Consider the following 22,804-nt stretch of genomic DNA (forward strand, 5'->3'; position numbering starts at 1 on the left):
GCGTGGATCTCACGGCTAAGGAACGCCAGGGCAGAGGGCTTGACGCGCTTGCAGCGGCCCTGCGTCCGTACATTGAGGCCCGCATGGCCGCGGCGATCGAGGGCCACAACTGGGTCGCGCTCTACGAGGCGAAGGAATCCGATCGACGAGGCCGCCCCTTTAAGCTCAATCTGGCTGACCCCCGGCTGCTGATGCAGATGATCCGGTACGAGCGGGTGGCCTTCACCGACATCGATGCGTCCCAGCGCGCATGGCTCGAGGAGCTGATCCAGGCCGCGAACAGGGCTGCCCACACCACCGAGATCAGCCAGCGGCAAGCGGACCGTGCCCTCGACACCGTGATGCTGCTGGCCGAGTCGCTCCAGCTCGATGTCCCGATCCTGGTGGACCTGCGCCTGGCCGACGAGCCCGTCCGGCAGCCGGAGGAGCCTGTGACGGTGCCCCGACGCGCGGTCGTCGACGAACCGGCTGACGGCGGCGATGCGGAGCAGGTCGAGGGAGTACCGACTCCACCTGAGGCGGCAGAGCCGTTCCCGGTCGAGACGCCTCGCGGTACTCGGGCGCTGACCGCTCTGGTCGATGGTGCCCGGATCACCGTTCTGTACCAGGAGGCGGTGAACCTCGCGCTGACCCACAACAACGTCTCACCCATCCGGTCGATCGAGATCTTCAACCCGGGAGATCACGATCTTCAGCTGGACGCCTTGGAGATCGCCATCGATCCACCGGTGACCGCTGTTGACCTTGCCCTGGGCGTGCCGTTGGCTCTCGAGGGCGTCGTGGTCGGTCCCGATCAGACCTACATCGCCCAGGGGACCGAGCTGGCGATGCGTCTGAGTCCGTCAGTGTTCCTCGCACTCGACGAAGCGGTTACCACAACCATCAGGCTCACGGTGACTGCCAACGAGGCCGACTACGTCGCTACGGGTCCGATCCGGCTGCTGACAGCCGAGGAGTGGTGGGCTACCGCAGTTCCCGAGTCGCTAGCCGCCTTCGTACGGCCCAACGACCCGGCGATCCAGGACCTGCTCAAAGAGGCGAGCAGGATCCTCGGTGAGCGGACCAATTCGTCGTCCCTGGAGGGATATCAGGCCGGCCCCGGCCGAGTCCAGGAGATGGCCGGGGCGATCTACGATGCACTCGCTGCACGACGGATCACCTACATCGAGCCGCCCGCGTCCTTCGAGGGAACCGGCCAACGGATCCGCACCCATGCGCAGGTTCTCCAGGACGGCCTGGGCACCTGCTTGGACCTGGCCTGCACGTACGCTGCGGCGCTTGAGCAGGCCGGCATCCACCCAGTGCTCGCCGTCTTCGACGGGCACGCCTTCACGGGCTACCTGACCGAAGAAGATCAACTTCCGTCGGTCGTCATCCACGACGAGCCCACGGTGATCACGATTGTCGACTCCGACTTCTTCGACGCCGTGGAGACGACGGCCGTCTGCCAGCCTGGTGTCTCGTTCGATCAGGCCAGGGACAACACCACCCACTGGTGGTCCGCTGATCTTGGAAAGCTCCGGATGCTGCTCGACGTGCACGCCGCGCACCACCGGGTCCGTCCGTTGCCGACCATCCGGCTGGAAGGCGACACCCGGATCATCGAGGTCGTGCGGGATGCCACCTGGCAGCCCTCCAACCGCACCCCGGCCCGTACGGAGCCGAGAACCCGCGTCGAGCCGGCCCTCCGGGACACGCCGCCCCGCGTGCAACGCTGGGAGCGCGCCTTGCTGGACATGTCGTACGCGAACCCGCTGCTCCGCCGGAAGAACGCCTCCACCATCGGAATTCACATTCCGAACGGAACGCTCGGGATGTTCGAGGACAAGATCGCCGACGGCACCTCGCTCCGCCTGGTCGCCCACGACGAGATCGAGAAGATCCACCGCGCCCAAGGCGCTCGTACTGCTGCCGACATCGAGCCCGAGGCCATTCGAACGATCTTGGAGCAGGAGGGCAGGCTCTTTGTCGCTGTCCCCGAACGTGAGTATCAACGGCGTTTGAAGTCCTTGGCGCGGCGATCGAAGACTGCCGTCGAGGAGACGGGGTCGGACAACCTCTATCTGACTTTGGGAGCGCTGGAGTGGACGGACGGCGGGCGGAAAGGATCCGCGCCACTGTTTCTCGTCCCGATCAAGCTGACCGGCGGCCGAGGTGTCGTGCCCTTCTCCATCGAGATCGACGACTCGCGGGAGCGCGTACCGAACTACTGCTTGATCGAGAAGCTCAAAGTGTCGTACGGCCTCGACATCCCGGAGTTGGAGATTCCCGAGACGGACGAGTCCGGGATCGATGTCGCCGGAGCACTCGGTGCGATCCGCACGGCGATCCTGCGTGCCCGCAACACTGTCGGCTTCCACGTCGAGGAAACCGCCTATCTCGCACTGCTTCAATTCTCCACGCTTGAGATGTGGCAGGATCTGCGCACGAACTGGCGCGAATTCATCAAGCGCCCAGCCGTGAAGCATCTGGTCGAGAATCCGGGCGGCACGTTCCAGGACGGAATCGCGGTTCCCGACCCACAGCCACAGGACGAGGCGAGGACCTTCCTTCCGATCCCGGCCGATGGTTCCCAGATCGACGCCGTGCGCTGGGCCGCTGCCGGCAAGACATTCATCCTCGAGGGACCGCCCGGCACCGGCAAGTCGCAGACGATCACCAACCTGATCGCTAACTCGATGGCCATGGGCAAGAAGGTGCTCTTCGTCGCCGAGAAGTCGGCCGCCTTGGATGTCGTACGGCGACGGCTGGACTCCGTAGGCCTCGGGGTTTTCAGCCTCGATGTGCATGGACGGACGCAGACCGTGGCTGCGGTGCGTGATCAACTCAGAGCCGCGCTTGACGAACACGCAGCGTCGGAGACCGGCTGGGAGCCGCTGCAGTCGTCGTACGCGACGGCGACAGAAAGCCTGGCCCGCTATCCCGTGCAGCTCCACCAGCCAGGGCCGGTCGGGCTCTCCGCATGGGATGCCCGGCAACTCATGCTCGAGCAGGCCGAGTTGGGCGCTGACGAGCAGACCGCCGTGGAGGTGCCGCGATCGGTCGTGCTCGGGGACGTCGATCTGCCGGAGCTCTACAACACCGCGCAGGAGCTCAGCTCCAATCTGTTTGATCTTGGGATTCCACCCGCCGAATCGCCGTGGCGCCTGTCCGGTGCGCTGGATCCCGAGAAGCTCGACGGCCCTCGCCTCGCCGACGCGATTGCGCGACTTGACCGCGCCGACCAGAGCCTCGCCAACAGCGATGCCGGGCGGCTGGCAGCCCGACTGCTCGAGCACGACGACTTCTCTGCACTCGCAGTGTGGTTCGACAGCACCGACTCCGGATGGGCGTGGCCGACCGGTGTTGCGGCAGGTGTGGTCGATGCGCGATGGGTTGACGAGGCGGGCCGGCGACGTGCCGCGATCGCGAGTTTTCTCGCCGAGCAAGACCAAAGACTCGGAAGCTTCACACCGGCCGCTCTGCAACTTGACCTGGACAGTCTGCTCGCACGATCACAGGCGATCGACCGCCGACTCTTCGGCAAGCGGAAGCGCCGGGAGGCGTTGATGGCCGAACTGACGAGCGTGCTGCGGCGCCAGTTCGATTCGTCCGAACTCAGCTCGGCCCTCCAGAACGTGATCGCCGTCCGCGCTGCCGATGATCAACTTCGCGGCTACATCGGCCAGCTGCCGCTGATCAATCCGCGTGCAGGCTGGACCGGCTTCGACGAACGCGATGTTCGATGGCTCGAGGCGACCGTCGCCGGTCTTCAGACCGCGGCGAGAATCAGGAGTGTCTTTGCAGGTCTTCCCTCGGGCCCGGACCAGGTTCGGGATCTCGACGCGACGACGGAGGCCACCCTCCGGGAACGCCGCCCGACAGCCGGCGCCGCGGATGCCTTGCGTGCCTACCGCGATGCATGGGCGGATATTGCGACCACGCTGAATTCCAACACCGCGACGATCGGTGGATGGCTTGCTGGGCGCGATCGTTCGGCGGCGGTCCGAGCTGACCTGGATTCCTGGCGGGCGGACGCCCAAGGCACCGCGTTCATCGGCGTGCGGAGGTGGGCCAGGTTGCGTCAGAGCCTGGATCGGGTCAGTCAGCTGGGCATCGATGATCTTGTACGGCGAGCGATGTCCGGCACGATCGATCCGCTCGACCTCGAGCCACAGTTGAGGATCGGGGTCGCCATGGCCGTCCTCGACGAGCGACTGACCACGGGCGGTCTGACCGGTTTCGACGAAGCTGACCATGGTCGCCGGATCCAGAACTTCGCACGCCGGGCCTCCGACGTGCGAGGAAGGATGCCGAACGAGCTGCGGTCGCGGGTGATCGCTTCGCGGAGCTTCGACCCGAGTGCACGCATGGGCGAGGTGCAACAACTGCGCTCAGAGCTTGGTCGTCGACGCGGTGGACGCTCTGTTCGCAGACTGCTGCACGACTTCGGATCTTTGATCACCGAGGTCACGCCTTGCCTGCTGATGAGCCCGCACTCGGTGGCCAGATTCCTGCCTGCGACCGCGGACTTCGACATTGTCGTCTTCGACGAGGCATCCCAGATCCGGGTGCCGGAATCGATCGGGGCGATCGGCCGGGGGAAGGCAGCTGTGATCGTCGGTGATTCGAAGCAGATGCCGCCGACATCGATGTTTGCCGCTGCCGGTGAAGATCGAGATGACGATCAGGAAGCCGAGTCGGTGCTCGTGCCTGCCGATCTGGAATCGATCCTCAGTGAGGCCGTCGAGTCCGAGCTACCGCGGAAGCTGCTCTCCTGGCACTACCGGAGCAAGGACGAGTCGCTGATCGCCTTCTCGAACATGCACTACTACGAGGGCAGGTTGTCGAGCTTCCCGGCACCACCGACGTCGGGAGGCAGCGCCGCGATCGAGCTTCGTCAGGTGAACGGGACCTGGGAGGGCGGCAGCGCCCGCGCAGCACGAGTCAACCGGGCCGAAGCTTCGGCGATCATCGAGGAAATCCGTACGCTGTCGGGCGCCGGCGAGTCGACCATCGGCGTCGTCACCTTCAACAGTCAGCAGCGGGACTTGATCTTGGACCTGTTGGAGTCCGACGATGATCCGCTGATCGCTCAACAACTACAGCGTGACAGTGAGCCGCTCTTCGTCAAGAATCTGGAGAATGTCCAGGGTGACGAGCGGGATGTGATCCTCTTCAGCCTCGCGTTCTCCGAGGACGAAAAGGGACACGTGCCGCTCAACTGGGGTCCGTTGACGAGAAGCGGTGGCGAGCGCCGGTTGAACGTCGCCATTACGCGCGCCAAGGAGCGCGTCGTGATGATCGCTTCCTTCGATCCGAGGCGACTCGATCTGAGCAACTCGAATTCCCAGGGGCTACGGGATCTGAAGGACTATCTACTCCAGGCGGCGTCCGGTGGCACGACCGCGGTGGTGTCACAGCGGGCCACGGTCGACAAACATCTCGAAGATGTCGTGGCGTCGCTTCGAGCGAGCGGGTTGGACGTACGGCAGAACGTCGGCCTGTCCGATTTCGTTGTCGATCTTGCTGTTCGTGAGCCGGGCGCGGAGACGTGGGTAGCGTTGCTGCTGGACGGGCCGGGGTGGGCAGCGCGAACGAGCGTCGGTGACCGTGAGACTCTTCCGCAGGCTGTGCTGACGAATATGGGCTGGCCGGCGATCGAACGTGTCTGGTTCCCGACCTGGTTGCGTGACCGCGAGTCTGTGATCGCGTCGATCAAGAGCGCTGTTCAACAGGCCGGCCAATCTCAGCCGGCGGAGGAGTCGGCGAAGAAGCCGATCGAGGCGGTTCCGTCTGTTCCGTCCGAGGGCCCCGCGTTGTCGCCGGTACGCGGTATTACGACCGCCGGGGTGACCGAATCTGCGGAGACTGCACCCCGGCCTGACGTGCCCGTAGGCGGCACAAGCAATCGACCGCTGTTCCGGCCGGCTGACGAGCGACCTGTCTACGATCCGGGCATCCTCGATCTCGAGACTCCACGGGCGCGGGCCATCGTCGGTCGGGAGATCGATCGGATCATCGAGGCAGAGGCGCCGATCCTCATCGAGCGGTTGATCCATGTCCTCGCCGCTCGGTTCAACCTCTCGCGGGTCCGGGGGAGCCGTCGACTCCAACTTCTCGGTTACCTGCAAGGGCATTCCTCACGGCGGGCAGCTAGTGGCGACATCGTGTTCTGGTCTGCGGAGGTGTCGCCGGATACTTTCAGTGACTTCCGTGTCCCAGAACTTGGCGGGAAGAGGGACATTGCCGGCATCCCGTACGAAGAGCTCCGAAACGCCATGGTGGATATTGCACGAGCCGGCCACGGTATCGATGAGGAGTCGCTGCTGAGGGAAACTGCTCGGGCATTCGGGATCACCCGGCTTGCGTCGCAGGTCCGACCTCGCCTTGAGGGTGCTCTGGCCGCGGCGGCGGAGGAGGACGTGCTGCATCGGGACGGCGTGGTGGTTCGAGCGAGCCCTGTCGGATAGTCGACCCTGACAGGATTGCCATCGAGAGAGAGTCGCGGCCGCCTGGAGTCCGATCGAGGGATGAGTATTGCTGGCGACCAAAACCTGCAGTGAGCCGAACATATTGCCGGTGGCGAGTTCGCGGGGGCGGCCATTGCGTGCAAGCGAGGTGCAGGCGCTAGGCGTGTTTCAAGTAGCTGCGGCCGCTAGTACGGTTTTTGGTCTCGATGTTCGCGCCAATGAGCCATACGAGGTTGTCGATCTTGGACGGGGACTCACCCGGCGGCGTAATGGACAGCCCGGCGAGGCTGTATTGAATGTTCTTGCGAGCCTCGGCATCGCCAACACCAACAAGGGTGGCGAGCTCAGCAGCTCGCAGCGCGAAGCTCGGCATCTGATCCTGCAGCCAGAGGCCGAGCAGGCGCTTCACATGCGTATCGGGTTTGAAACCTCTCCAGTGTAGGTTCCTTCGGAACTCCGACGCGAGTGGGAATCCCATGCCTGGCAGCTTCCAGTCGTCGCGCGCCGGTGCACCCAAGCGAACAAGCGCCTCTCGAAGACGATGAGGCCGATCAGGACGTGAGAGGACCGTCGCAACGACAGGCAGCAGACCGTCTGCTTGTTCACGAAGGCCAGACGTGAGAATAGCCGAGCCGAGCTGCTGGACACTGGAATAGAACGAGGGCTCCTCGTGGAGTAGCTTCGCCCAAGCGACCATAGCGGTGGCTGGGGATCGGAATGCGGCACGAGGTAGGACATCTCTGAGCTCACCCGCCACGTCTCGGCCCGCGGTGACGTCAGTGGCGACCGCGTCGGGATCGAAGGAGTGTAACGTCTCTTTGACACTCTCGTGCGCCGCGAGATATTTCACCCACTTGGTTTGGCCACTGCCCAGAGATCGGACGGCCGCGCGGAAGATTTCTGCACGCGTCTTCGTAGCGGTAATCGGATCGCCATCGTCCACCTGGCCCATCGACTTGATCAGCGCGTCGACCAATTCGGACGGCGTCTGATACCTCTCCTTCAATCCGTAGTCCTCTGTGAGCCGTTCGGCCTTTACGAATAGGGCTGCTTCTGCCGCCTCGACATCCAGGACAAGTTGTGCCATGTCGGATCCCTACTGAAGTTGACCTTCCGAATTCATCCTTACCCGATGCGATTTGGACAACTCGATCAGGCCTCGTGGTCGCCTGGAGCAACTACGCATCAGTGCGCTGAGCGGACCTCTCCACCCACGACTGAGGCACGCACCCTCGTCCGTGAGAGGTCCGCCAGTTCACTCAGGTATGGATCCGTATCAACCACGATGAAGTCAGCCAGTCGTCCAACCGTCAGCGCACCCTTGTCGCGCTCCTCACCGGCGGCGTACGCAGACCCAAGAGTGAAAGCCGAGATCGCCTCACTGACGCTGAGCCGCTGCTCCGGCTGGAAGCCGTCCGGAGGCGTACCGTCCCGCCGCATCCGACTGACCGCGGCATGGATCCCGTAGAAGGGGTTGGGTTCCTCGACCGGTGCGTCGGAGCCGAAGGCGAGCGGGGCACCGGCATCGAGGACGCTGCGCCAGGCGTACGAGGCGATGTCGCGGTCACCGAGTAGCTCGCGGACAAGATCAATATCGCTGGTGCAGTGGGTCGGTTGCATCGAAGCGACGACGCCGAGCTGTGCCATCCGCTTGATGTCGGCCCATTGCAAGTGCTGGGCATGCTCGATCCGGTTGCGCAGCCCTCCGGTCGCAGCCTGCTGGTAGGCATCCAGCACCAGCGTGGCTGCTTGATCACCGATGGCGTGGGTGGCCACCGCGATGCCGGCCGAGTTCGCCCGGCCGACCAGCCGGACGAGGTCCTCGTACGGAGTGACCGCGATCCCGTGACTGCCGTCGGGGAACGGTTCGCTCATGTGGCAGGTGTGCGAGCCGAGCGCGCCGTCGCTGAAAAGCTTGACCGGTCCCGTACGGAACCAGTCGTCGCCGTCTCCCGTACACCGCCCCTCCTCGATCGCCAGCTCCAGTGCGGTCACCGGGATCGCTTTGTGCACACGGATCTTGAGCTTTCCAGCGTCGCGCAGGCTCAGGTAAGCGGCTCGGCAGTCCTCGCTGTCGATGTCATGAACGCTGGTCAACCCGACGCTCAGCAGCAACACCTGCGCGTCGAGGAGCCGGTCAGCAAGATCACGCGTGTCCGAGGCGGCGGCCATCCCACCCAGCAGTCCGGTCGCGGCCTCGCGCAGGATGCCGGTCGGCTCGCCGTCAAGATCACGGACGATCTCGCCGCCGATGGGATCCGGCGTGCCGCGATCGATCCCGGCCGCACGCAGCGCCGCGGTGTTGACCCAGTGGGTGTGGCCGTCGATGCTCGACAGATCGGCCGGTCGGTCGGGACAGACCGAGTCGAGCGCCTGGCGATTCGGCTGGACGGGAACGTCCCAACGGTTGGAATCCCAGCGACCACCGCTCAGCCAGACGCCGTCCGGCAACTGGGGCAGGAAGTCGGTGACCCGCTGCAGCGCTTCCGCAAGCGATCCTGCGCCACGGAGATCCAACGACGTCAGATCGCGCGCCAGGTTTGCGGTGTGGATGTGGGCGTCGTACAGGCCCGGCAGGACGCAGGCGCCATCAAGATCAATCAGCTCGACCGGACCGGTGACCGCTTCGCGTACGGACGACTCATCGCCGACGGCGACCAGGCGTTCGCCCTGCGCGGCGAGTGCGCTGACGACCGGCTGCGACGGGTCGCCGGTGTAGATCCTGGCGTTGCGGAAGATCCGGACTGGCATGCGGCGAACCTCGGACTGACGGTGCCGCGTGGTCCCGCGGCGGATAGTCGCGGACTCTAGCGGGCGGGCTTCCAGACCCTGTCGGAGGTCCGTGCGACGATCCCGGTTGTGACTGAACTTCCGCTCTGGGCCGTCTACGTGGTGTCCTTCGGCACACCGTTGTGCGCCTTGGCGGGCGTGCTGATCAGTGGCTGGTGGAACGGACGCCGGCAACGGCAACAGATGTTCCAGCGCCATCTGGAGTGGGCATCGGAGCTGGCGCTGTCGTCCGATGAACGCACGCGGGCGTTCGGAGTCGGGCAACTGGACGCCTTGCGCCAGTCTCCCTGGTACTCAGTACGCGATGAGGCGCTCCTCGCCGCAGCACTCGAGGAGGCACTGCAGCCGGCCGCGGGCGATATTGACGCTTCGAGTGCCAAGATCCTGCTTGTCCAGACCGGCGAACCGGGAGAAACTGAAGGTGACGACATCGAGGACGGTGATTGACAATGGCAGCAAATTCGACGGCCGAGCGTTCCGACGACGTCCAAATCGTACGGGTCACGCCGAGCCAGGTGCGCGCCGCTCAGATCCTGCTCGAGCTGGATCACAAGGCTGGCCGTGAGCCGCGCCGCTCGACGTTGGCGATCGCCGGCGCAGGAAAGGCGCCCGTGCGGATCGAGCCGAGTGCCTCCGGCAAGACCGACGAATCTCGTCGCTCGACGGCCACCGACCGCCCTCGGCTGGCTTGAGTGGCTCGCTGTTGCCTTGGATCGATCCCGGATGGCCAGACCACCTCAGCTTGACCCGGACTCGTCAGGATTGATTGATCAGTGACGCCGCGTCGGTATCGGCGTAGACCGTGCATCGCGGATGGGTCCGCAGGATCGTGCTCGGCCAGTTCGTCGACACCCACTCGTTGACGGTCGCTCGCAGTGCCTCGGCTTTCAGCTCGCCGGGCACCATGCAGAAGAGCCGCTTCCCGCTCATCAGCATCGGAACGGTCAGCGTGATCGCCCGCTCCGGCACGTCGTCGACGGTCGCGAAAAGTCCGTCCTGCACCTGCTGCACCCGTGACTTCTCGTCAAGATCAACGATCTTGACCAGTGCCGGATCGTTGAAGTCGGCGACGGGCGGATCGTTGAAGGCGATGTGCCCGTTCACCCCGATGCCCAGGCAGACGATGTCGATCGGCGCCTCCTCGAGCAGGGCGGCGTACGCGTCCGCCGACTCCTGCTCCAAGCCTTCGGCATCGATGTAGTGCACCGCCCCGAGCGGGACCCGATCGAAGATCGTGGTGCGCAGCCAGGTGGCGAATTTCTGCGGAGCATCGGCCGGCAGCCCGAGGTATTCGTCCATGTGGAAGGCAGTCACCTTCGACCAGTCGATGCCAGGCTCCTGGGCCAGGGCGGCCAAAGTTTCCGACTGGCTGGGCGCCGACGCGAAGATCACCCGCGCCGCCCTCTGCGCCTGGAGCACGGCCCGGAGCTCGTCGGCGATGTCGGCCGCAGCAGCCACTCCGAGTTGCTCTCGGTCGGGGAAGATGCGCAGGTCGAGCTGGTCGGCGTCGTCAGCAGTCATGATCGCCATTCTGCGACAGATCCTGACGCCCGAGACAACGGGCGACCCGCGTGCCGCCGAATCCTGGCCCGTGCTTGGCTTGGATCATGCGAATCTCCGCTGCAAAGCAGCCGGCATGAGGCGCGTCGGGATCATCGGCGCCGGAGTGATCGGTACGGTTCACGCCCGGCTGATCTCCGAGCTGCCCGACGAGGCGGTCCTGGCCGCCGTCATTGATCTTGATGGTGACAAGGCGAACGCGCTGGCGCAGAAGTACGGTGCCACCCCCTATACCGATCTTGCTGAGGCACTCGCCGATCCGGAGGTGGAGGCGTACTCGGTCTGTGTGCCGAGTGGACTGCATCCGGAGATCGCCGTCCGGGTGATCAACGCCGGCAGGTCGGTGCTGGTCGAGAAGCCACTGGCGATTACCCTCGACGGCGCCGACCGGATCGCGCAGGCCGCCGACGCCGCCGGGGCAACCGTCGGCGTGGTCAGCCAGCGACGGTTCCAGCCGGCCGCCCGCTTCATCAGATCGGCCATCGACGACGGCCTGCTCGGCAATCTCACGTCGGCCGTTGTCGAGTCGCCGCTGTGGCGCTCCCAGGCCTATTACGAGTCCGGTGACTGGCGTGGAACGCTGGCCCTTGACGGCGGCGGTGCCCTGATGAACCAGGGCATCCACGCGCTCGACCTGATGATCTGGCTGATGGGCAGGCCGGCGCTGGTCTCGGCTCACAGCGGTTGCGTCGCCCACACCGACATCGAGGTCGAGGACGTCGTCGGTGCGACGATCACCTTCGAGTCGGGCGCCATCGGGACGTATCTGGCAACCACAGCAGCCAATCCCGGCCTTCCGATCCGGCTCGCGTTCACGGGTGATCGCGGCGTGGTGGTGATGGACGACGACAAGATCACCCGCTTCACCTCGACGGTCCCTGGCGCTCCGACAAGGGCTTCGACAAGCTCAGGGATCGAGGAGAGCCCCGAGCTTGTCGAAGGGTCGGTCGACACAGCCCACCGTGCCCAGTACGCCGACTTCCTACACGCGATCGATGATTACCGACCACCGTTCGTGACCATCGCCGACGGGCGGCTTTCGCTCCAGGTGGTGCTGGCGATCTACAAGTCCGCCAGGACCGGACATCCCGTCGAGCTCAGCGCAGAGGAGTGATCATGGTGAACACGAAGCCGCACAAGATCGCGATCGTCGGGATCGAGAACAGCCACGCGACCCACATCATCGAATATCTCAATGTCACCACCGAGGGGAAGCGCGCCGAGGTCGTCGCGCTGATCGGCGCGGATGATGATCACATGGCCGAACTCCTGAAGCTGGGCGGGATTGTGCAGCGGGTCGATGACGCGTCGTCCCTGATCGGGTCGGTCGACGGGCTGATCGTGACGAACCGGGACGGCGGCCTGCACGCGCAGTACGCGATTCCGTTCTTGGCCGCCGGTGTACCGATCTGGGTGGACAAACCGCTGGCCTGCGGCACGGGCGACGCCGAGTCGATCCTCGCCGAGGCGACCAGGTCGGGTACGCCACTGACCTCGTACTCCCCGTTGCGTTGGGCACCCGAAGTGGATGATCTTGTACGGGCCAAGGATCAGGTCGGCGATCTGCAAGCAGTGACGGTGACCGGGCCCGCGGATCCCGCAAGCGAGTACGGCGGGCTCTTCTTCTACGGCATCCACTGCGCAGACGTCGCCCAGCGGCTCGTCCCTGGCGAGCCGAGCGACCTGCAGGTCACCCGCGTCCGCGACTCCGTGATCATCCGCTACCGCTGCACGGGTACGGACGTGACGTTGCAACTGGTCAAGCCGGATGATCATCAGCGCGTCCCGTTCCATGCGACCCTCACCGGGAGGCACGATGTGATCTCCACCGAGATCGCTCTCGGACCGGGTTACGTCGAGCCCGGGATCGAGAAGTTCCTCGGCATGCTCGACAGCGGCGTTCCACCGGTCGCGTACGAGGAGATCCTACGGGCGGTCGCGGTGATCGAAGCCGCTGACACACCGTCCGGATGAGAATCCTATCTTGAAAAATGCACTCCAGATGTGCAATTTTCACGGTAGGATCGGATGCATGATTGAACGGGAGATTGACGCACACCGGCTTCGCGCCGCGCTTGAACGGTCGCCCGTGGTCCTGATGTCTGGCCCCCGGCAAGTGGGAAAGTCCACTCTGGCGCGCCAAGTTGTCGAACCAGCGCGAAGCAACCTGTTCGACCTGGAGGATCCCCGGGACCTGGCCCGACTTGGTGAGCCGACCCTGACCCTTCCCGGAGCCCACGGGACGGTGGTGATCGACGAGGCCCAACATCGCCGGGATCTCTTTCCGGTGCTTCGTGTGCTCGTCGACGAGGACCGACGGCCAGGCCGCTTTCTCGTTCTCGGCAGCGCATCCCCGGATCTGGTCGGGCTCTCGTCCGAGTCGCTGGCCGGACGCGTGACCGTTCTCGAACTTGCCGGACTCCGGATGGCGGATGTCGGTTTGTCAAGCAGAATGGATCTGTGGCTCCGTGGCGGACTCCCGCCGTCCTATCTGGCTGACTCCGATCAGCTTTCGGCGGCGTGGCGGGACGATTACATCGCGACGTTCCTCGAGCGCGATCTTGGCGGCTTGGGATTCCGCATGCCATCGACGACGATGAGGCGATTCTGGACCATGCTCGCGCACTACCACGGTCAGGTGTGGAATGCGTCCGAGCTGGCGCGGTCGCTAGGGGTCAGCCGCCCGACGGTGGACCGTTACCTCGATGCGCTCACGGACGCCTTGGTGATCAGGCAACTTCAACCCTGGTTCGCAAACCTTGCGAAGCGTCAGGTTCGGGCACCCAAGGTCTATGTCCGCGACACAGGCCTCTTGCACCGCCTCCTGCAGATCGGGGATCGCGATGACCTACTCGGTCACCCGAAGGCTGGCGCCAGCTGGGAGGGCTTCGTCATCGAGCAGTTCCTTCAGGCCCATCCTGTTGTTGATCCGGCCTTCTGGGCAACTCATGGGGGCGCCGAGATTGATCTTGTCTTCGGCTGGGAGCGTCAACGCCTCGGTTTGGAGATCAAACTGACTGACCGTCCCGGAGTCACACCATCCATGCGCAATGCTCTGGCAGACCTGGAGCTCGATCACATCCTGGTTGCTCACGCAGGCAGTCAGAGCTTTCGCCTCGGCGAGCGGATCACAGCCGTCGCCACCGATGAACTCCTGACCAGTCCGCTGGACACTTTCGTGACGTCATAGGTCAGTGCATGTAGAGGCCGCCGTCGACGTTGAGCGTTTGTCCGGAGATGTAGCCCGCCTCGTCCGACATCAGGAACGCGATCGAGGACGCCACATCGCCCGGCACGCCGACCCGGTCGACCAGCAGCTCGTCGATCATCTCCGCCCGCCGTTCCGGCGTCAGCGGACCACCCATGATGTCAGTGTCGATCGGACCTGGCGCCACCGCATTGACGGTGATCCCGTACGCCCCGAGCTCGCGGGCGAGCGCCCGGGTCAACCCGATCACGCCCGATTTCGCCACCGAATAAGGGGTTTTGCTGTAGGTGCCGCCGCCCCGCTGCGCCGAGATCGAGGACACGCTGACGATCCTGCCGAAGCCGTGCTTGACCATGCTCTCGGCCACCCGGCGGCACACATAGTGCACACCGTTCAGGTTGATGTTGATCACCCGGTGCCATTCCTCCGAGGTGAGCTCGAGGTAGGGGACCGGTGAACTCACCCCGGCGATGTTGGCCAGCCCGGCCAGAGGTGGCAGGGCCGCCTCCAACTCGTCGATCGCCGCTCGTACCTGCTCTTCGTCCGACACGTCGGCCGAGACGGCGAAGGTCTTGACGTTGAAGGCGTTCGTGATCTCCTCCGCCAGCGCCTGGCCACCACGCTCGTCGATGTCGAGGATGCCGATGCTCCAGCCGCGTTCGGCCAGAAGCCTCGCGGTCGCACGGCCGATCCCGCGCGGCGACGCCGCTCCGGTGACAACCGCGGTCCGCTCCACCTGATCGTTTCCCACTCTCAGCTCCTCAGCTCTTGCTCTCGTAGTCCTGGCCGGGTTTCCAATCACTGAAGGCGTAGTCGTCCAGCGAGACCTTGGCACCCGAGCTCTTGGCCTTGGTCATCGCCTGCTGGCGATCCGCCTCGGTCGCATCGCTCAGCTTCTTCAGTGCTCCCTTGAGGTCCTTGATCGAACCGCTCAAGTAGCCCTGCAGAATGTTGCCGACATGGGGCGTGACCGGCTTGCGTTGGGCGTCGACCGCGGCCTGGGCGGGATTCTTGACGATCGCCTGCGGCATCTGGAAGACGTTGTCCTTGCAGAAGGCGACCATCTTCTTGTAGGGGTCGATCGCCTTCGACGAAGCGACAAGATCAAGATTCAGCGGCGGTTGGTCCATCGCCGCGATCATGCCGTTCTGATAGTCCTCGGTCATGAAGGAGCCGATCAGCTTGCCTGCCGCCTCCGGATCCTTGCTGCCTGCGGCCACGAAGTACGACGCACCCGGCCGGCCGCGATAGCAGTACGCCTTGGTGCCGGCTGTCGGCACCAGGATCTGCCCCGCGCCGATCTTCGGCACGATCGCCGGCGACAGCGCCTTCGCGCCACCGGCACACCAGATCCCATCGATGAACGTGGCGACGACACCGGTCGCGTACCGGGTCCGGGCATCGACGACGCTGAAGTTGTTGGAGCCGGGCAGGATCAGCTTGGAATCGTTGAGTTCCTTGAGGTATTCGATCACCGTCACGTAGGCGTCGTGGTGGTACTGGTATTCACCGGTGGTGAACATCAGCCCCTGATAGCCGGGGAAGCCGGCGGTCTGGGCCATGTCGTCGATCTGATCACGGATCCGGCCGCCGTCGGCGCCGATCGCCAGCGTCAGCGGCTGGACGCCGGCTCCCTTCAGCTTGGTCAGCGCGGCCTTGAAACTGTCGAAGTCCTGGGGCGGGTTGGCGCCGTCCAACCCGGCCTTGGTCCATAGGCCCTTGTTGGTCCAGACCAGCGTCGAGCTCTGCCGGAGACTGAACAGCGGAAAGCCGTACAGCTTGCCGTCCAGGCCGGTGATGCCCTCGGTGAGCGTTCCGTCCGGGATCTTGGACTTGACGTCGTCGGCCAGCGTCAGCTCGTGCACCCACTTGCCGCTCACCAGCGCCGACAGCGGCAGCCCGATGACGTTGGAATACACATCCGGCATCTTGTTGGCCTGGTGGGCGAGCTGGAATGCCTCGGGCGCCTTGGACGCGTCGTAGTACTGATGGCTGATGTTGGTCTTCAGGGCGGTCGACTCGGTCTTGGCCCAGTCGTCGTTGAGCGACTGGAAGGAACTGAAGTGGTCCCACCAGTCGACAGAACCCGTGGCGCCGGCAACCTTGCCGCCGGAACCGGAATCGCCGTCGGAACTGCTGCAGCCGGTGGCGACACCGACGGCCGCCAGGGCCGATGCGCCGAGCAGTCCTCGGCGGGTGAATCTGGTCATGATCGTTTCACTCCTTCGTGGTGATCACTTGTTGTGGTGTGACGTCAGGACTTCACTGCCCCGGAGATGCCCTCGACGAAGTAGCGCTGCAGGATGATGAAGAGGATGACGACCGGCAGGATCGAGATCACGCCGGCGGCGGCCATCCCGGACCAGTCGGTCGCGGTCTCACCGACGAAGGCCTGCATCCCGACGCTGACCGTCCGCAGGTCCGGTCGGCTGAAGGTGAAGACCAGCGGCAGGAAGAAGGCATTCCAGGTGGTGATGAAGGTCAGCACGGCAACCGTTGCCGTGACCGGCATGGCCAGTGGCAGCATCACCGAGAAGAAGGTCCGGACGAAACCGGCGCCATCGACGACCGCTGCTTCCTCCAGCTCCTTGGGAATCTGCCGGAAGTAGCCGTAATAGATCAGGATCGCCGACACGTAGGCACCACCGCTGAGTGCCAGGATCATCCCGGCCAGTGAGTCGATCAGGTGCAACTGCAGGGAGATCTTGACCACCGGGATGATCGTGTAGCCGGTCGGCACGAACAGCGTTGCGACCAGCACGCCGAGGAAGATCCGCGAACCGCGGAACCGATAGCGCGCCAGGACATATCCTGCTGTCGCACAGCGGATCGTGACGACCGCGACGGTGATCACCGTCACCACGATCGTGTTGAGGAGATAGCGGCCGAAGTGGGCGTCGTTCCAGGCCCGGGCATAGTTGGCCCAGACGAACTTCTTCGGCCACAGCTGCAGTCCGCCGGTGAACATCTGCAGGTTGTCCTTCAGCGAGGCGGACAGCATCCACAGGAACGGGAAGATCCAGAGCACCGCGACACCGATCAACAGGATCGTCGCGATCCACCAGGGCAGTCGGCGCAGGAAGCGACGCTGCCGGCTGGTCCGTCCGTCACCAGTCCGCCCGTCACCATCCCGTACGTCCTTGCGTCGTACGCCTCCGGTTGCCAGCGCGGTCATCGGTCGGCTCCTCTCATCCGGCGGCTGGTGTAGACAGCCCACAGCTGGATCGCGCCGACGACCGCGACCAGCAGTCCGAAGATCACTGCCGCGGCGGAGGCGTGCCCGAGCTGCGGAATGGAGGCCGCGAACGCCCAGCGGTAGATGTAGATCTCGATGATCTCGGTGTGGAAGTACGGTCCACCGCCGGTCAGGGTGTACATCAGGTCGAAATTGTGGAAGGTCTCCTCGACCGTCAGCACCGTGATGATGATCAAGAACGGCTTGAGCATCGGCAACGTGATGTGCCGGAAGATCTGCCAGGTGCCGGCACCGTCGATCTTGGAAGCCTCGATCAACTCGTACGAGATCGTCTGCAGCGCCGCCAACCAGTAAATCATCGTGACGCCGAAGAACTTCCAGATGTAGAGCACCGCGGCGGTCGGCAGCGCCAGATGCTGGTCACCGAGGAAGTCGACACCACCGCCACCGAGCTTGAGCAGCACCGAGTTGATCGGTCCGCTGGCCGGATCCAGGATCAGCCGCATCACGACGCCGATGATCGCCGTCGTGGTCACCACCGGGATGAAGAACGCCGACCGCAGCACGCCGATCAGCGGCAGCTTGGGCGAATTGAGCAGCATCGCGAGGAGCAGGCTGAGCAGCACCCGGGCCGGCACCACCAGCAGCATGAACAGCAACGTGATCTTGAACGAGTTCCAGAACAGCGGATCGGAGAAGACCGCACGGTAGTTGCCCAACCCGACGAAACTCTGGTTCTGGTCGAAGCCGTTCCAGTCGACCAGCGAATACCAGTAGCTCGCGATGATCGGGTAGATCGTGTAGAGCCCGTAGAGCACCACGGTCGGCACCAGGAAGATCCAGATCCAGGTGGTCCGCTTCCAGTTGCGACGGGGGCGGCCACGGTCCTCGGCGCGCGAGGCCGCGCTCCGCAGCCGGCCCTGTCGGCTCGACACGTCGACTGATCTGATCGTCATCGGTCACATCCGGTCGTGATCATCGGTCTACCTGATCTGGCTCAGCGCGAAGGTGCGCGGATCGCCGCCGACCCGGTTTCCCGCTTCCAGGGCGGAGATCGAGGCCACCTCGTCCTCGGCCAGCATGAACCCGTCAAGATCGAAATTCGATCGGATCCGGTCCGGGTTGACCGACTTCGGGATGACGACGTGGCCGAGCTGGAGGTGCCAGCGCAACACCACCTGGGCGGGCGTCACGCCATGGCGGCCGGCGATCCCGGTGACGGCAGGGTGATCAAGATCGATGCCCTGGCCGAGCGGCGAATAGGCCTCGATCACGATCGAGCGTTCCCGGCACAACTCGGTCAGCTCGTGCTGCTGGAAGCTGGGATGCACCTCGATCTGGTTGACCGCCGGGGTGATCTCGCTCTCCTTGGCCAGCCGGTCGAGGTGCTCGGGCAGGAAATTCGACACGCCGATCGCCCGAACCCGCTCCTGGGCGTACAGGTGCTCCAGCGCTTGCCAGCTCTCGACGTAACGATCGACGCTCGGATTGGGCCAGTGCACGAGGTAGAGATCGGCATAGTCCAGTCCGAGCCGCTGCAGTGTGTCGTCGTACGCCTTCAACGCGGACTCGTGTCCGTGCTCGCCGTTGCGCAGCTTCGTGGTGACGAAGACGTCCTCGCGAGGCAGCCCGCTAGCCCGTACCGCGGCGCCGACTCCGGCCTCGTTGTTGTACGCCGCCGCGGTGTCGATGTGCCGGTAGCCGATCTCCAGCGCCAGTTCGACCGCCCGCTGGGTCTCGGCCGGCGGCACCTGGAAGACGCCGAAGCCCCGCTGCGGAATCCGGACGCCGTTGGTGAGCGTGATCAGGTCTGTGGTGTTCATGATCAGCCTCTCGTCGTTGAGCTGCCTGCTACCGGTCAGCTGGCCGGTTCCAGGATCAGCAGCGATGCGGAGGGAAGGGGGAGTGTCACCTCGACGGAGAGGGTCCCGTCGCCGGCGGTCACCTGGCGGGCCGGCTCCAACTCCTCGAGTCCCTGTCGCCCGGTGATCGTGGCGAGCTCCTCGTCGGTCGGATCCTGCGGTGAGCCGAGCGACTTCCATACCGTGTGGGAGTTGCTGTGGTCGGCGTCGATCCGCAGGTGCTTCAGCTGGTAGGAACCGGCCGGCAGGTTGCGTACGGTCACCGTGACCGGGGTCTGGGCGTCGTCGGTCTGGTATTGATCGTCGATGTGCCGCCAGGCCAGCACGGCGACCGTGCCGTCCTCGCTGCGGGAGGCCAGCGCGTCGACCTCCTCACCCATGGCGCTGCCGTCAGTGTGATCAAGTTCGCCGAGCTGCCAGGCCGCGTCGGAGGTCGTACGCAGCCGGTCCGGACCGAGCAGGGACAGCATCCGGTACGCATTCAGCAGTGGCTTCTCGACACCGCCGGCGGTGACGAAGGACCGGGTGCCCTCGAAGTAGCGCTCGCCCTCGAAGTAGAAGCTCCAGGACGTCGCCTGCTCCACCTGCACGGTCTCGGTGGCGTTGAGGTCCAGGATCTTCTTCATCAGCTTGGCCTGGAAGACCGGGTAGTACTCGGTGTTCTGGAATTCGTAGTTGCGGTTGTCGTAGACGCCGAAGTGTGCCGGGACGCCGGCATCGCACTCGTCGACGATCGCAGGAAGCTGACCGTAGCCGTACGAGTCGATCACCCGGTTGAACTCGCGCAGGTCGTAGAGCATCTTCGTCGACGAGGGGCTGAGCTGCTCCTCGGGATCCGCGGCGAATGGCCGGTAGTCGCGGGTCTCCCAGCGGGATCCCTTGGTGTGATAGGAAATGAAGTCGATCGGCTCGTTGCGGCTGGACGTGTATTCGAGGAATCCCTTGAGGAAGTCCAATCCGCCGCTGGTCACCGTCGGTCCGCCGACCTTGGCATTCGGCAGCACCTCGCGGATCGCCCGGGCGGTCACGGTGTAGAGCTCGTTGAATTGATCAAGGGTGCCGCGCCAGTAGCTGCCGTCCGGCTCGTTCCACAACTCCCAGAGCCAACTGCTCACCTCGGCCTCGCCGTAGCGCTCGATGCTGTGCCGGACGGTGGCGGCGAGCAGGCCGGCCCACTTGTCGTAGTCCTTCGGCGGGTAGCCCCAGGCGCCCGCCTCGTAGTTGGTGTAGGCAGTCGGGCTCGGCACCACGGTCAGCTCGGCGGCTTCGGGCGGCAACAGGTCGCGCGGGGTGAAGCCGAGCTCGACGAGCACATGGTGACCGGCGCCGACGATCGCGTCGTAGGCCTGGTCGATCAGGCTGAAGTCGTAGTGCGGATTTCCGTCGGCATCCTCGTGGTAGACGTTGCCTGAGCTCCAGTGCGGGATGCCGAAACCGCTGCCCGAGCAATACATGTAGTGCGGCCGGACGTAGTAGCCGCCGCCGGAGAAGTCGGCGAAGGTCTGCAACAGACGCTTGCCCGTGGGCCGGTAGGTCCAGTTGAACTCGTCGTAGCCGATGCTTTCCCACACCCGCGCCAGCCTGCCAGCGGAGGCGGCGGCATCGACCTCGATGGTCGCGTGCGTGACGTGGGGAGCGTCGGGATTTCGCGGAGCGGCGCCGGGGAAGGGACCGAGGCTGTGGCGCCCGGTGTGGACCGCTGTATCCGTGGTCATCGTCGTCGTTGACCTCTCTGCCCGCGTGATCGGGCTGCTGCTGAACGGCTGGTGGAGGGGACGTTCCCGAGTCTGCCGCGCCAATTGCAGACTGTCAATGACAAATCATTTACAATCTGCAATGTGGATCTCGGGTACTAGAGTTCGTCCTGCTTGGTACCGGTGTCAGCCGGCTAGAGGAGGTGGTCGGCGTGATGCCCGACGATGTTGTGTCCCCGCTGCCGTCGCAGCGCGCCCTGGGCGGGTTGGTCACCGACGTGCTCCGGGAGATGATCACCGGAGGCAAGTTCCAGCCGGGCCAACACCTCAAAGAGGCCGAGCTCGCCGATGCCCTCAAGGTCAGCCGCGGCCCGATCCGCGAAGCGTTGTCCCGGCTCGAGGAAGAGGGCCACGTCGAGCTTCGCCGGCACCGGGGCGCGTTTGTCAGCACCTTGACCAAGACCGATATCGAGGAGGTGCACACCCTGCGCGGTGCGATCGAGCGGCTGGCGGCGAGCCGGGCCTGCACCCGGATGGGTGATCGCGGTTTTGCCGAGATGGATGCCGTCCTCGAGCAGATGAAAAGCGTCGACACCAAGATCGATCCGGAGGACGCCGTACGCCTCGACCTGCAGTTCCACGACATCCTGTATCGCTACTGTGATCATGGTCGCGTGCAGCGGGTGTGGGAGTCGATCCGCGGCCAGGTCACCGTCTTCCTGCGGGCCAGGAACGCGAGCTTCCCGGACTTCCTCGACGTCGGCTACAGCGAGCACAAGGAACTCCGCGACGCGTTGGCGCTGGGCGACCCGCAGGCCGCGCAGGACGGGATCGACAAGCACATCCAGGGTGCGTACGAGAGGTTGAAGCGGCTGGATCTGCCCGAGCGATAGGTCTGTGGGCAACGCGGCCACCGATGGGCGCGGTTCTGCAAGGCTGGCCGAAGTGCCGAGGCCGGAGCAGAATGAGGGTGCTTGAGTGTGTCCCAGTCGATCGGATCGGAAACGACTATGCCGGGTCTGCAACGCGTACGGATGTCGTACGACGAGTGGCTTGCGCTTCCCGAGGGGCCGAAAGCTGAGTGGGTTGACGGCGAGGTTGTCATGAACCCCGGTGCGTCCGTCCCACACCAGGATGCGTCGTTCCGGTTGACGTCGGTGCTGCGGGTGGCCTTGCCTGGTCTGCTGGTAGTCCAGGAAGTCAACGTTCAACTGCCGAACAACCGGATCCGGATCGCCGACATCTCAGTGCTCGATCATGCCCCTGAGAGCTTCGTGGTGACCGTTGCGCCGCGATTGGTGGTCGAGATCCTCTCGCCGAGCACCCGAGGCGAGGACACCGTACGGAAGTCCGGCGAATACGCCGCTGCCGGGATCGGGCAGTACTGGCTACTGGATCCGGAGTTGTACGCCCTGGACATCTACGCCAACGAGTCCGACGGCTGGTCTCCGCTGCTGCACCTCGACGATCATGCACCAGACGGGCAGGTTGAGGTGCTCGGTACCACCGTCGTGCTGCGACTGGCCGACCTGCTGGTCATCCGGAGCTGACAGCCGATGTCAGCACGCTTCGTCTATTGGATGAATGTCTCACTCGACCTGAAGATCGCCGGTGCTCCGGATGATCACGGCGCCGGCGGCTGGCTGCGGATCACCGAGTCGCTGCACCGGGAGTTCAATGCCCGGGCCAAAGCGTTGTCGGTGTCGATCGAGGGCCGGGTGACCTACGAACTGATGGACCCGTTCTGGCCCGATGCTCGCACCGACGAGTCGCTGCCAGCTTTCATGCGGGAGTACGGGGAGATCTGGACCTCGATGCCGAAGGTGCTGGTCAGCCGGACGCGGACGACGGCCGACCACAACACCGGGATCATCGGCGACAACGCTATTGATCAACTGGCGGCGTTGCGCATCCAGCCATCCTCGGTACGGGTCGTCCGCTCTTCGACGATCCCGACGTCCGGCTCGATCTCGAGCTCCTCGAGCAGGGCTCCTTCGAGCAGGGCGTGACGCTGCACCGCTACGCCATCCGCTGATCGACGG

The 22,804-nt window shown here is 64.8% G+C and carries 18 protein-coding genes; 9 read left to right on the forward strand and 9 right to left on the reverse strand.

Annotation, left to right across the window (positions count from 1 at the left end; genetic code table 11):
• Nucleotides 1-2: 2 nt before the first annotated feature.
• Nucleotides 3-6,452 carry an anti-phage protein ProA gene (proA, locus tag IEY07_RS15160; RefSeq protein WP_188896228.1) on the forward strand — a complete coding sequence of 2,150 codons (6,450 nt, stop codon included), beginning with the start codon at nucleotides 3-5 and terminating at the stop codon, nucleotides 6,450-6,452.
• Nucleotides 6,453-6,609: 157 nt separating this feature from the next.
• On the opposite strand, the gene IEY07_RS15165 is transcribed toward proA, so the two are convergent.
• Both IEY07_RS15165 and IEY07_RS15170 read right to left on the reverse strand, forming a co-directional pair.
• Nucleotides 6,610-7,539 carry a hypothetical protein gene (locus IEY07_RS15165; RefSeq protein WP_188896229.1) on the reverse strand — a complete coding sequence of 310 codons (930 nt, stop codon included), beginning with the start codon at nucleotides 7,537-7,539 and terminating at the stop codon, nucleotides 6,610-6,612.
• A gap of 98 nt (nucleotides 7,540-7,637) precedes the next feature.
• Nucleotides 7,638-9,203, reverse strand: coding sequence for an amidohydrolase (locus IEY07_RS15170; protein WP_188896230.1), 1,566 nt, complete (start codon nucleotides 9,201-9,203; stop codon nucleotides 7,638-7,640).
• Between the two features lie 108 nt (nucleotides 9,204-9,311).
• On the opposite strand from IEY07_RS15170, the gene IEY07_RS15175 reads away from it, so the two are divergent.
• Entirely contained in the window at nucleotides 9,312-9,689 is a 378-nt protein-coding gene (locus IEY07_RS15175; RefSeq protein WP_188896231.1) for a hypothetical protein, read from the forward strand.
• Nucleotides 9,690-9,691: 2 nt separating this feature from the next.
• The gene (locus IEY07_RS15180) at nucleotides 9,692-9,934 is read left to right on the forward strand and encodes a hypothetical protein (protein WP_188896232.1); all 243 of its coding nucleotides are present in this window, start codon (nucleotides 9,692-9,694) and stop codon (nucleotides 9,932-9,934) included.
• A 64-nt stretch (nucleotides 9,935-9,998) separates the two neighbouring features.
• On the opposite strand, the gene IEY07_RS15185 is transcribed toward IEY07_RS15180, so the two are convergent.
• On the reverse strand, nucleotides 9,999-10,763 hold the full coding sequence (locus IEY07_RS15185) for a glucosamine-6-phosphate deaminase (RefSeq protein WP_229670149.1): 765 nt from the start codon (nucleotides 10,761-10,763) through the stop codon (nucleotides 9,999-10,001).
• 115 nt (nucleotides 10,764-10,878) lie between these two features.
• Between IEY07_RS15185 and IEY07_RS15190 the strand changes: the two genes are divergently transcribed.
• The 3 genes from IEY07_RS15190 to IEY07_RS15200 are packed head-to-tail and all read left to right on the forward strand — an operon-like array spanning nucleotide 10,879 to nucleotide 13,992.
• Nucleotides 10,879-11,916: a Gfo/Idh/MocA family protein gene (locus IEY07_RS15190; RefSeq protein WP_188896234.1), complete on the forward strand. Its 1,038-nt coding sequence runs from the start codon at nucleotides 10,879-10,881 to the stop codon at nucleotides 11,914-11,916.
• Nucleotides 11,917-11,918: 2 nt separating this feature from the next.
• Complete coding sequence (locus tag IEY07_RS15195) at nucleotides 11,919-12,776, forward strand: Gfo/Idh/MocA family protein (protein ID WP_188896235.1); 858 nt, start codon at nucleotides 11,919-11,921, stop codon at nucleotides 12,774-12,776.
• 58 nt (nucleotides 12,777-12,834) lie between these two features.
• Entirely contained in the window at nucleotides 12,835-13,992 is a 1,158-nt protein-coding gene (locus IEY07_RS15200) for an ATP-binding protein (RefSeq protein WP_188896236.1), read from the forward strand.
• Nucleotide 13,993: 1 nt separating this feature from the next.
• Here the strand turns inward: IEY07_RS15200 and IEY07_RS15205 are convergent, their stop codons facing one another.
• The 6 genes from IEY07_RS15205 to IEY07_RS15230 are packed head-to-tail and all read right to left on the reverse strand — an operon-like array spanning nucleotide 13,994 to nucleotide 20,783.
• Nucleotides 13,994-14,761 (reverse strand): SDR family NAD(P)-dependent oxidoreductase, encoded by a 768-nt coding sequence (locus IEY07_RS15205; RefSeq protein ID WP_188896237.1) that lies wholly within the window; start codon nucleotides 14,759-14,761, stop codon nucleotides 13,994-13,996.
• A 10-nt stretch (nucleotides 14,762-14,771) separates the two neighbouring features.
• On the reverse strand, nucleotides 14,772-16,220 hold the full coding sequence (locus IEY07_RS15210; RefSeq protein WP_188896238.1) for an ABC transporter substrate-binding protein: 1,449 nt from the start codon (nucleotides 16,218-16,220) through the stop codon (nucleotides 14,772-14,774).
• Nucleotides 16,221-16,264: 44 nt separating this feature from the next.
• On the reverse strand, nucleotides 16,265-17,185 hold the full coding sequence (locus IEY07_RS15215) for a carbohydrate ABC transporter permease (protein WP_188896239.1): 921 nt from the start codon (nucleotides 17,183-17,185) through the stop codon (nucleotides 16,265-16,267).
• Entirely contained in the window at nucleotides 17,182-18,162 is a 981-nt protein-coding gene (locus IEY07_RS15220; RefSeq protein ID WP_188896240.1) for a carbohydrate ABC transporter permease, read from the reverse strand. Before IEY07_RS15220 ends, IEY07_RS15215 begins: the two co-directional genes overlap by 4 nt.
• Nucleotides 18,163-18,189: 27 nt before the next feature.
• On the reverse strand, nucleotides 18,190-19,029 hold the full coding sequence (locus tag IEY07_RS15225; RefSeq protein ID WP_188896241.1) for an aldo/keto reductase: 840 nt from the start codon (nucleotides 19,027-19,029) through the stop codon (nucleotides 18,190-18,192).
• Nucleotides 19,030-19,064: 35 nt separating this feature from the next.
• Nucleotides 19,065-20,783, reverse strand: a complete 1,719-nt coding sequence (locus IEY07_RS15230) for a GH39 family glycosyl hydrolase (RefSeq protein WP_188896242.1) — start codon at nucleotides 20,781-20,783, stop codon at nucleotides 19,065-19,067.
• Nucleotides 20,784-20,977: 194 nt separating this feature from the next.
• Between IEY07_RS15230 and IEY07_RS15235 the strand changes: the two genes are divergently transcribed.
• From IEY07_RS15235 to IEY07_RS15245, 3 genes are all read left to right on the forward strand, one after another.
• The gene (locus IEY07_RS15235) at nucleotides 20,978-21,655 is read left to right on the forward strand and encodes a GntR family transcriptional regulator (RefSeq protein WP_188896243.1); all 678 of its coding nucleotides are present in this window, start codon (nucleotides 20,978-20,980) and stop codon (nucleotides 21,653-21,655) included.
• 87 nt (nucleotides 21,656-21,742) lie between these two features.
• Nucleotides 21,743-22,312, forward strand: a complete 570-nt coding sequence (locus IEY07_RS15240; RefSeq protein ID WP_229670157.1) for a Uma2 family endonuclease — start codon at nucleotides 21,743-21,745, stop codon at nucleotides 22,310-22,312.
• Between the two features lie 6 nt (nucleotides 22,313-22,318).
• Complete coding sequence (locus tag IEY07_RS15245) at nucleotides 22,319-22,771, forward strand: dihydrofolate reductase family protein (protein WP_229670150.1); 453 nt, start codon at nucleotides 22,319-22,321, stop codon at nucleotides 22,769-22,771.
• The last annotated feature ends 33 nt before the right edge of the window (nucleotides 22,772-22,804 follow it).

The organism is Microlunatus endophyticus (genome assembly GCF_014646195.1).
Lineage (GTDB): Bacteria > Actinomycetota > Actinomycetes > Propionibacteriales > Propionibacteriaceae > Microlunatus > Microlunatus endophyticus.

Bases quoted from the DNA above. Each gene is read 5' to 3' on its own strand.
- IEY07_RS15210 (WP_188896238.1), bottom strand. From the start codon at position 16,220: ATGACCAGATTCACCCGCCGAGGACTGCTCGGCGCATCGGCCCTGGCG.
- IEY07_RS15225 (WP_188896241.1), bottom strand. From the start codon at position 19,029: ATGAACACCACAGACCTGATCACGCTCACCAACGGCGTCCGGATTCCG.
- IEY07_RS15195 (WP_188896235.1), top strand. From the start codon at position 11,919: ATGGTGAACACGAAGCCGCACAAGATCGCGATCGTCGGGATCGAGAAC.
- IEY07_RS15180 (WP_188896232.1), top strand. From the start codon at position 9,692: ATGGCAGCAAATTCGACGGCCGAGCGTTCCGACGACGTCCAAATCGTA.
- IEY07_RS15185 (WP_229670149.1), bottom strand. From the start codon at position 10,763: ATGACTGCTGACGACGCCGACCAGCTCGACCTGCGCATCTTCCCCGAC.
- IEY07_RS15215 (WP_188896239.1), bottom strand. From the start codon at position 17,185: ATGACCGCGCTGGCAACCGGAGGCGTACGACGCAAGGACGTACGGGAT.
- IEY07_RS15200 (WP_188896236.1), top strand. From the start codon at position 12,835: ATGATTGAACGGGAGATTGACGCACACCGGCTTCGCGCCGCGCTTGAA.
- IEY07_RS15170 (WP_188896230.1), bottom strand. From the start codon at position 9,203: ATGCCAGTCCGGATCTTCCGCAACGCCAGGATCTACACCGGCGACCCG.
- IEY07_RS15235 (WP_188896243.1), top strand. From the start codon at position 20,978: ATGCCCGACGATGTTGTGTCCCCGCTGCCGTCGCAGCGCGCCCTGGGC.
- IEY07_RS15230 (WP_188896242.1), bottom strand. From the start codon at position 20,783: ATGACCACGGATACAGCGGTCCACACCGGGCGCCACAGCCTCGGTCCC.
- IEY07_RS15165 (WP_188896229.1), bottom strand. From the start codon at position 7,539: ATGGCACAACTTGTCCTGGATGTCGAGGCGGCAGAAGCAGCCCTATTC.
- IEY07_RS15220 (WP_188896240.1), bottom strand. From the start codon at position 18,162: ATGACGATCAGATCAGTCGACGTGTCGAGCCGACAGGGCCGGCTGCGG.
- IEY07_RS15245 (WP_229670150.1), top strand. From the start codon at position 22,319: ATGTCAGCACGCTTCGTCTATTGGATGAATGTCTCACTCGACCTGAAG.
- IEY07_RS15190 (WP_188896234.1), top strand. From the start codon at position 10,879: ATGAGGCGCGTCGGGATCATCGGCGCCGGAGTGATCGGTACGGTTCAC.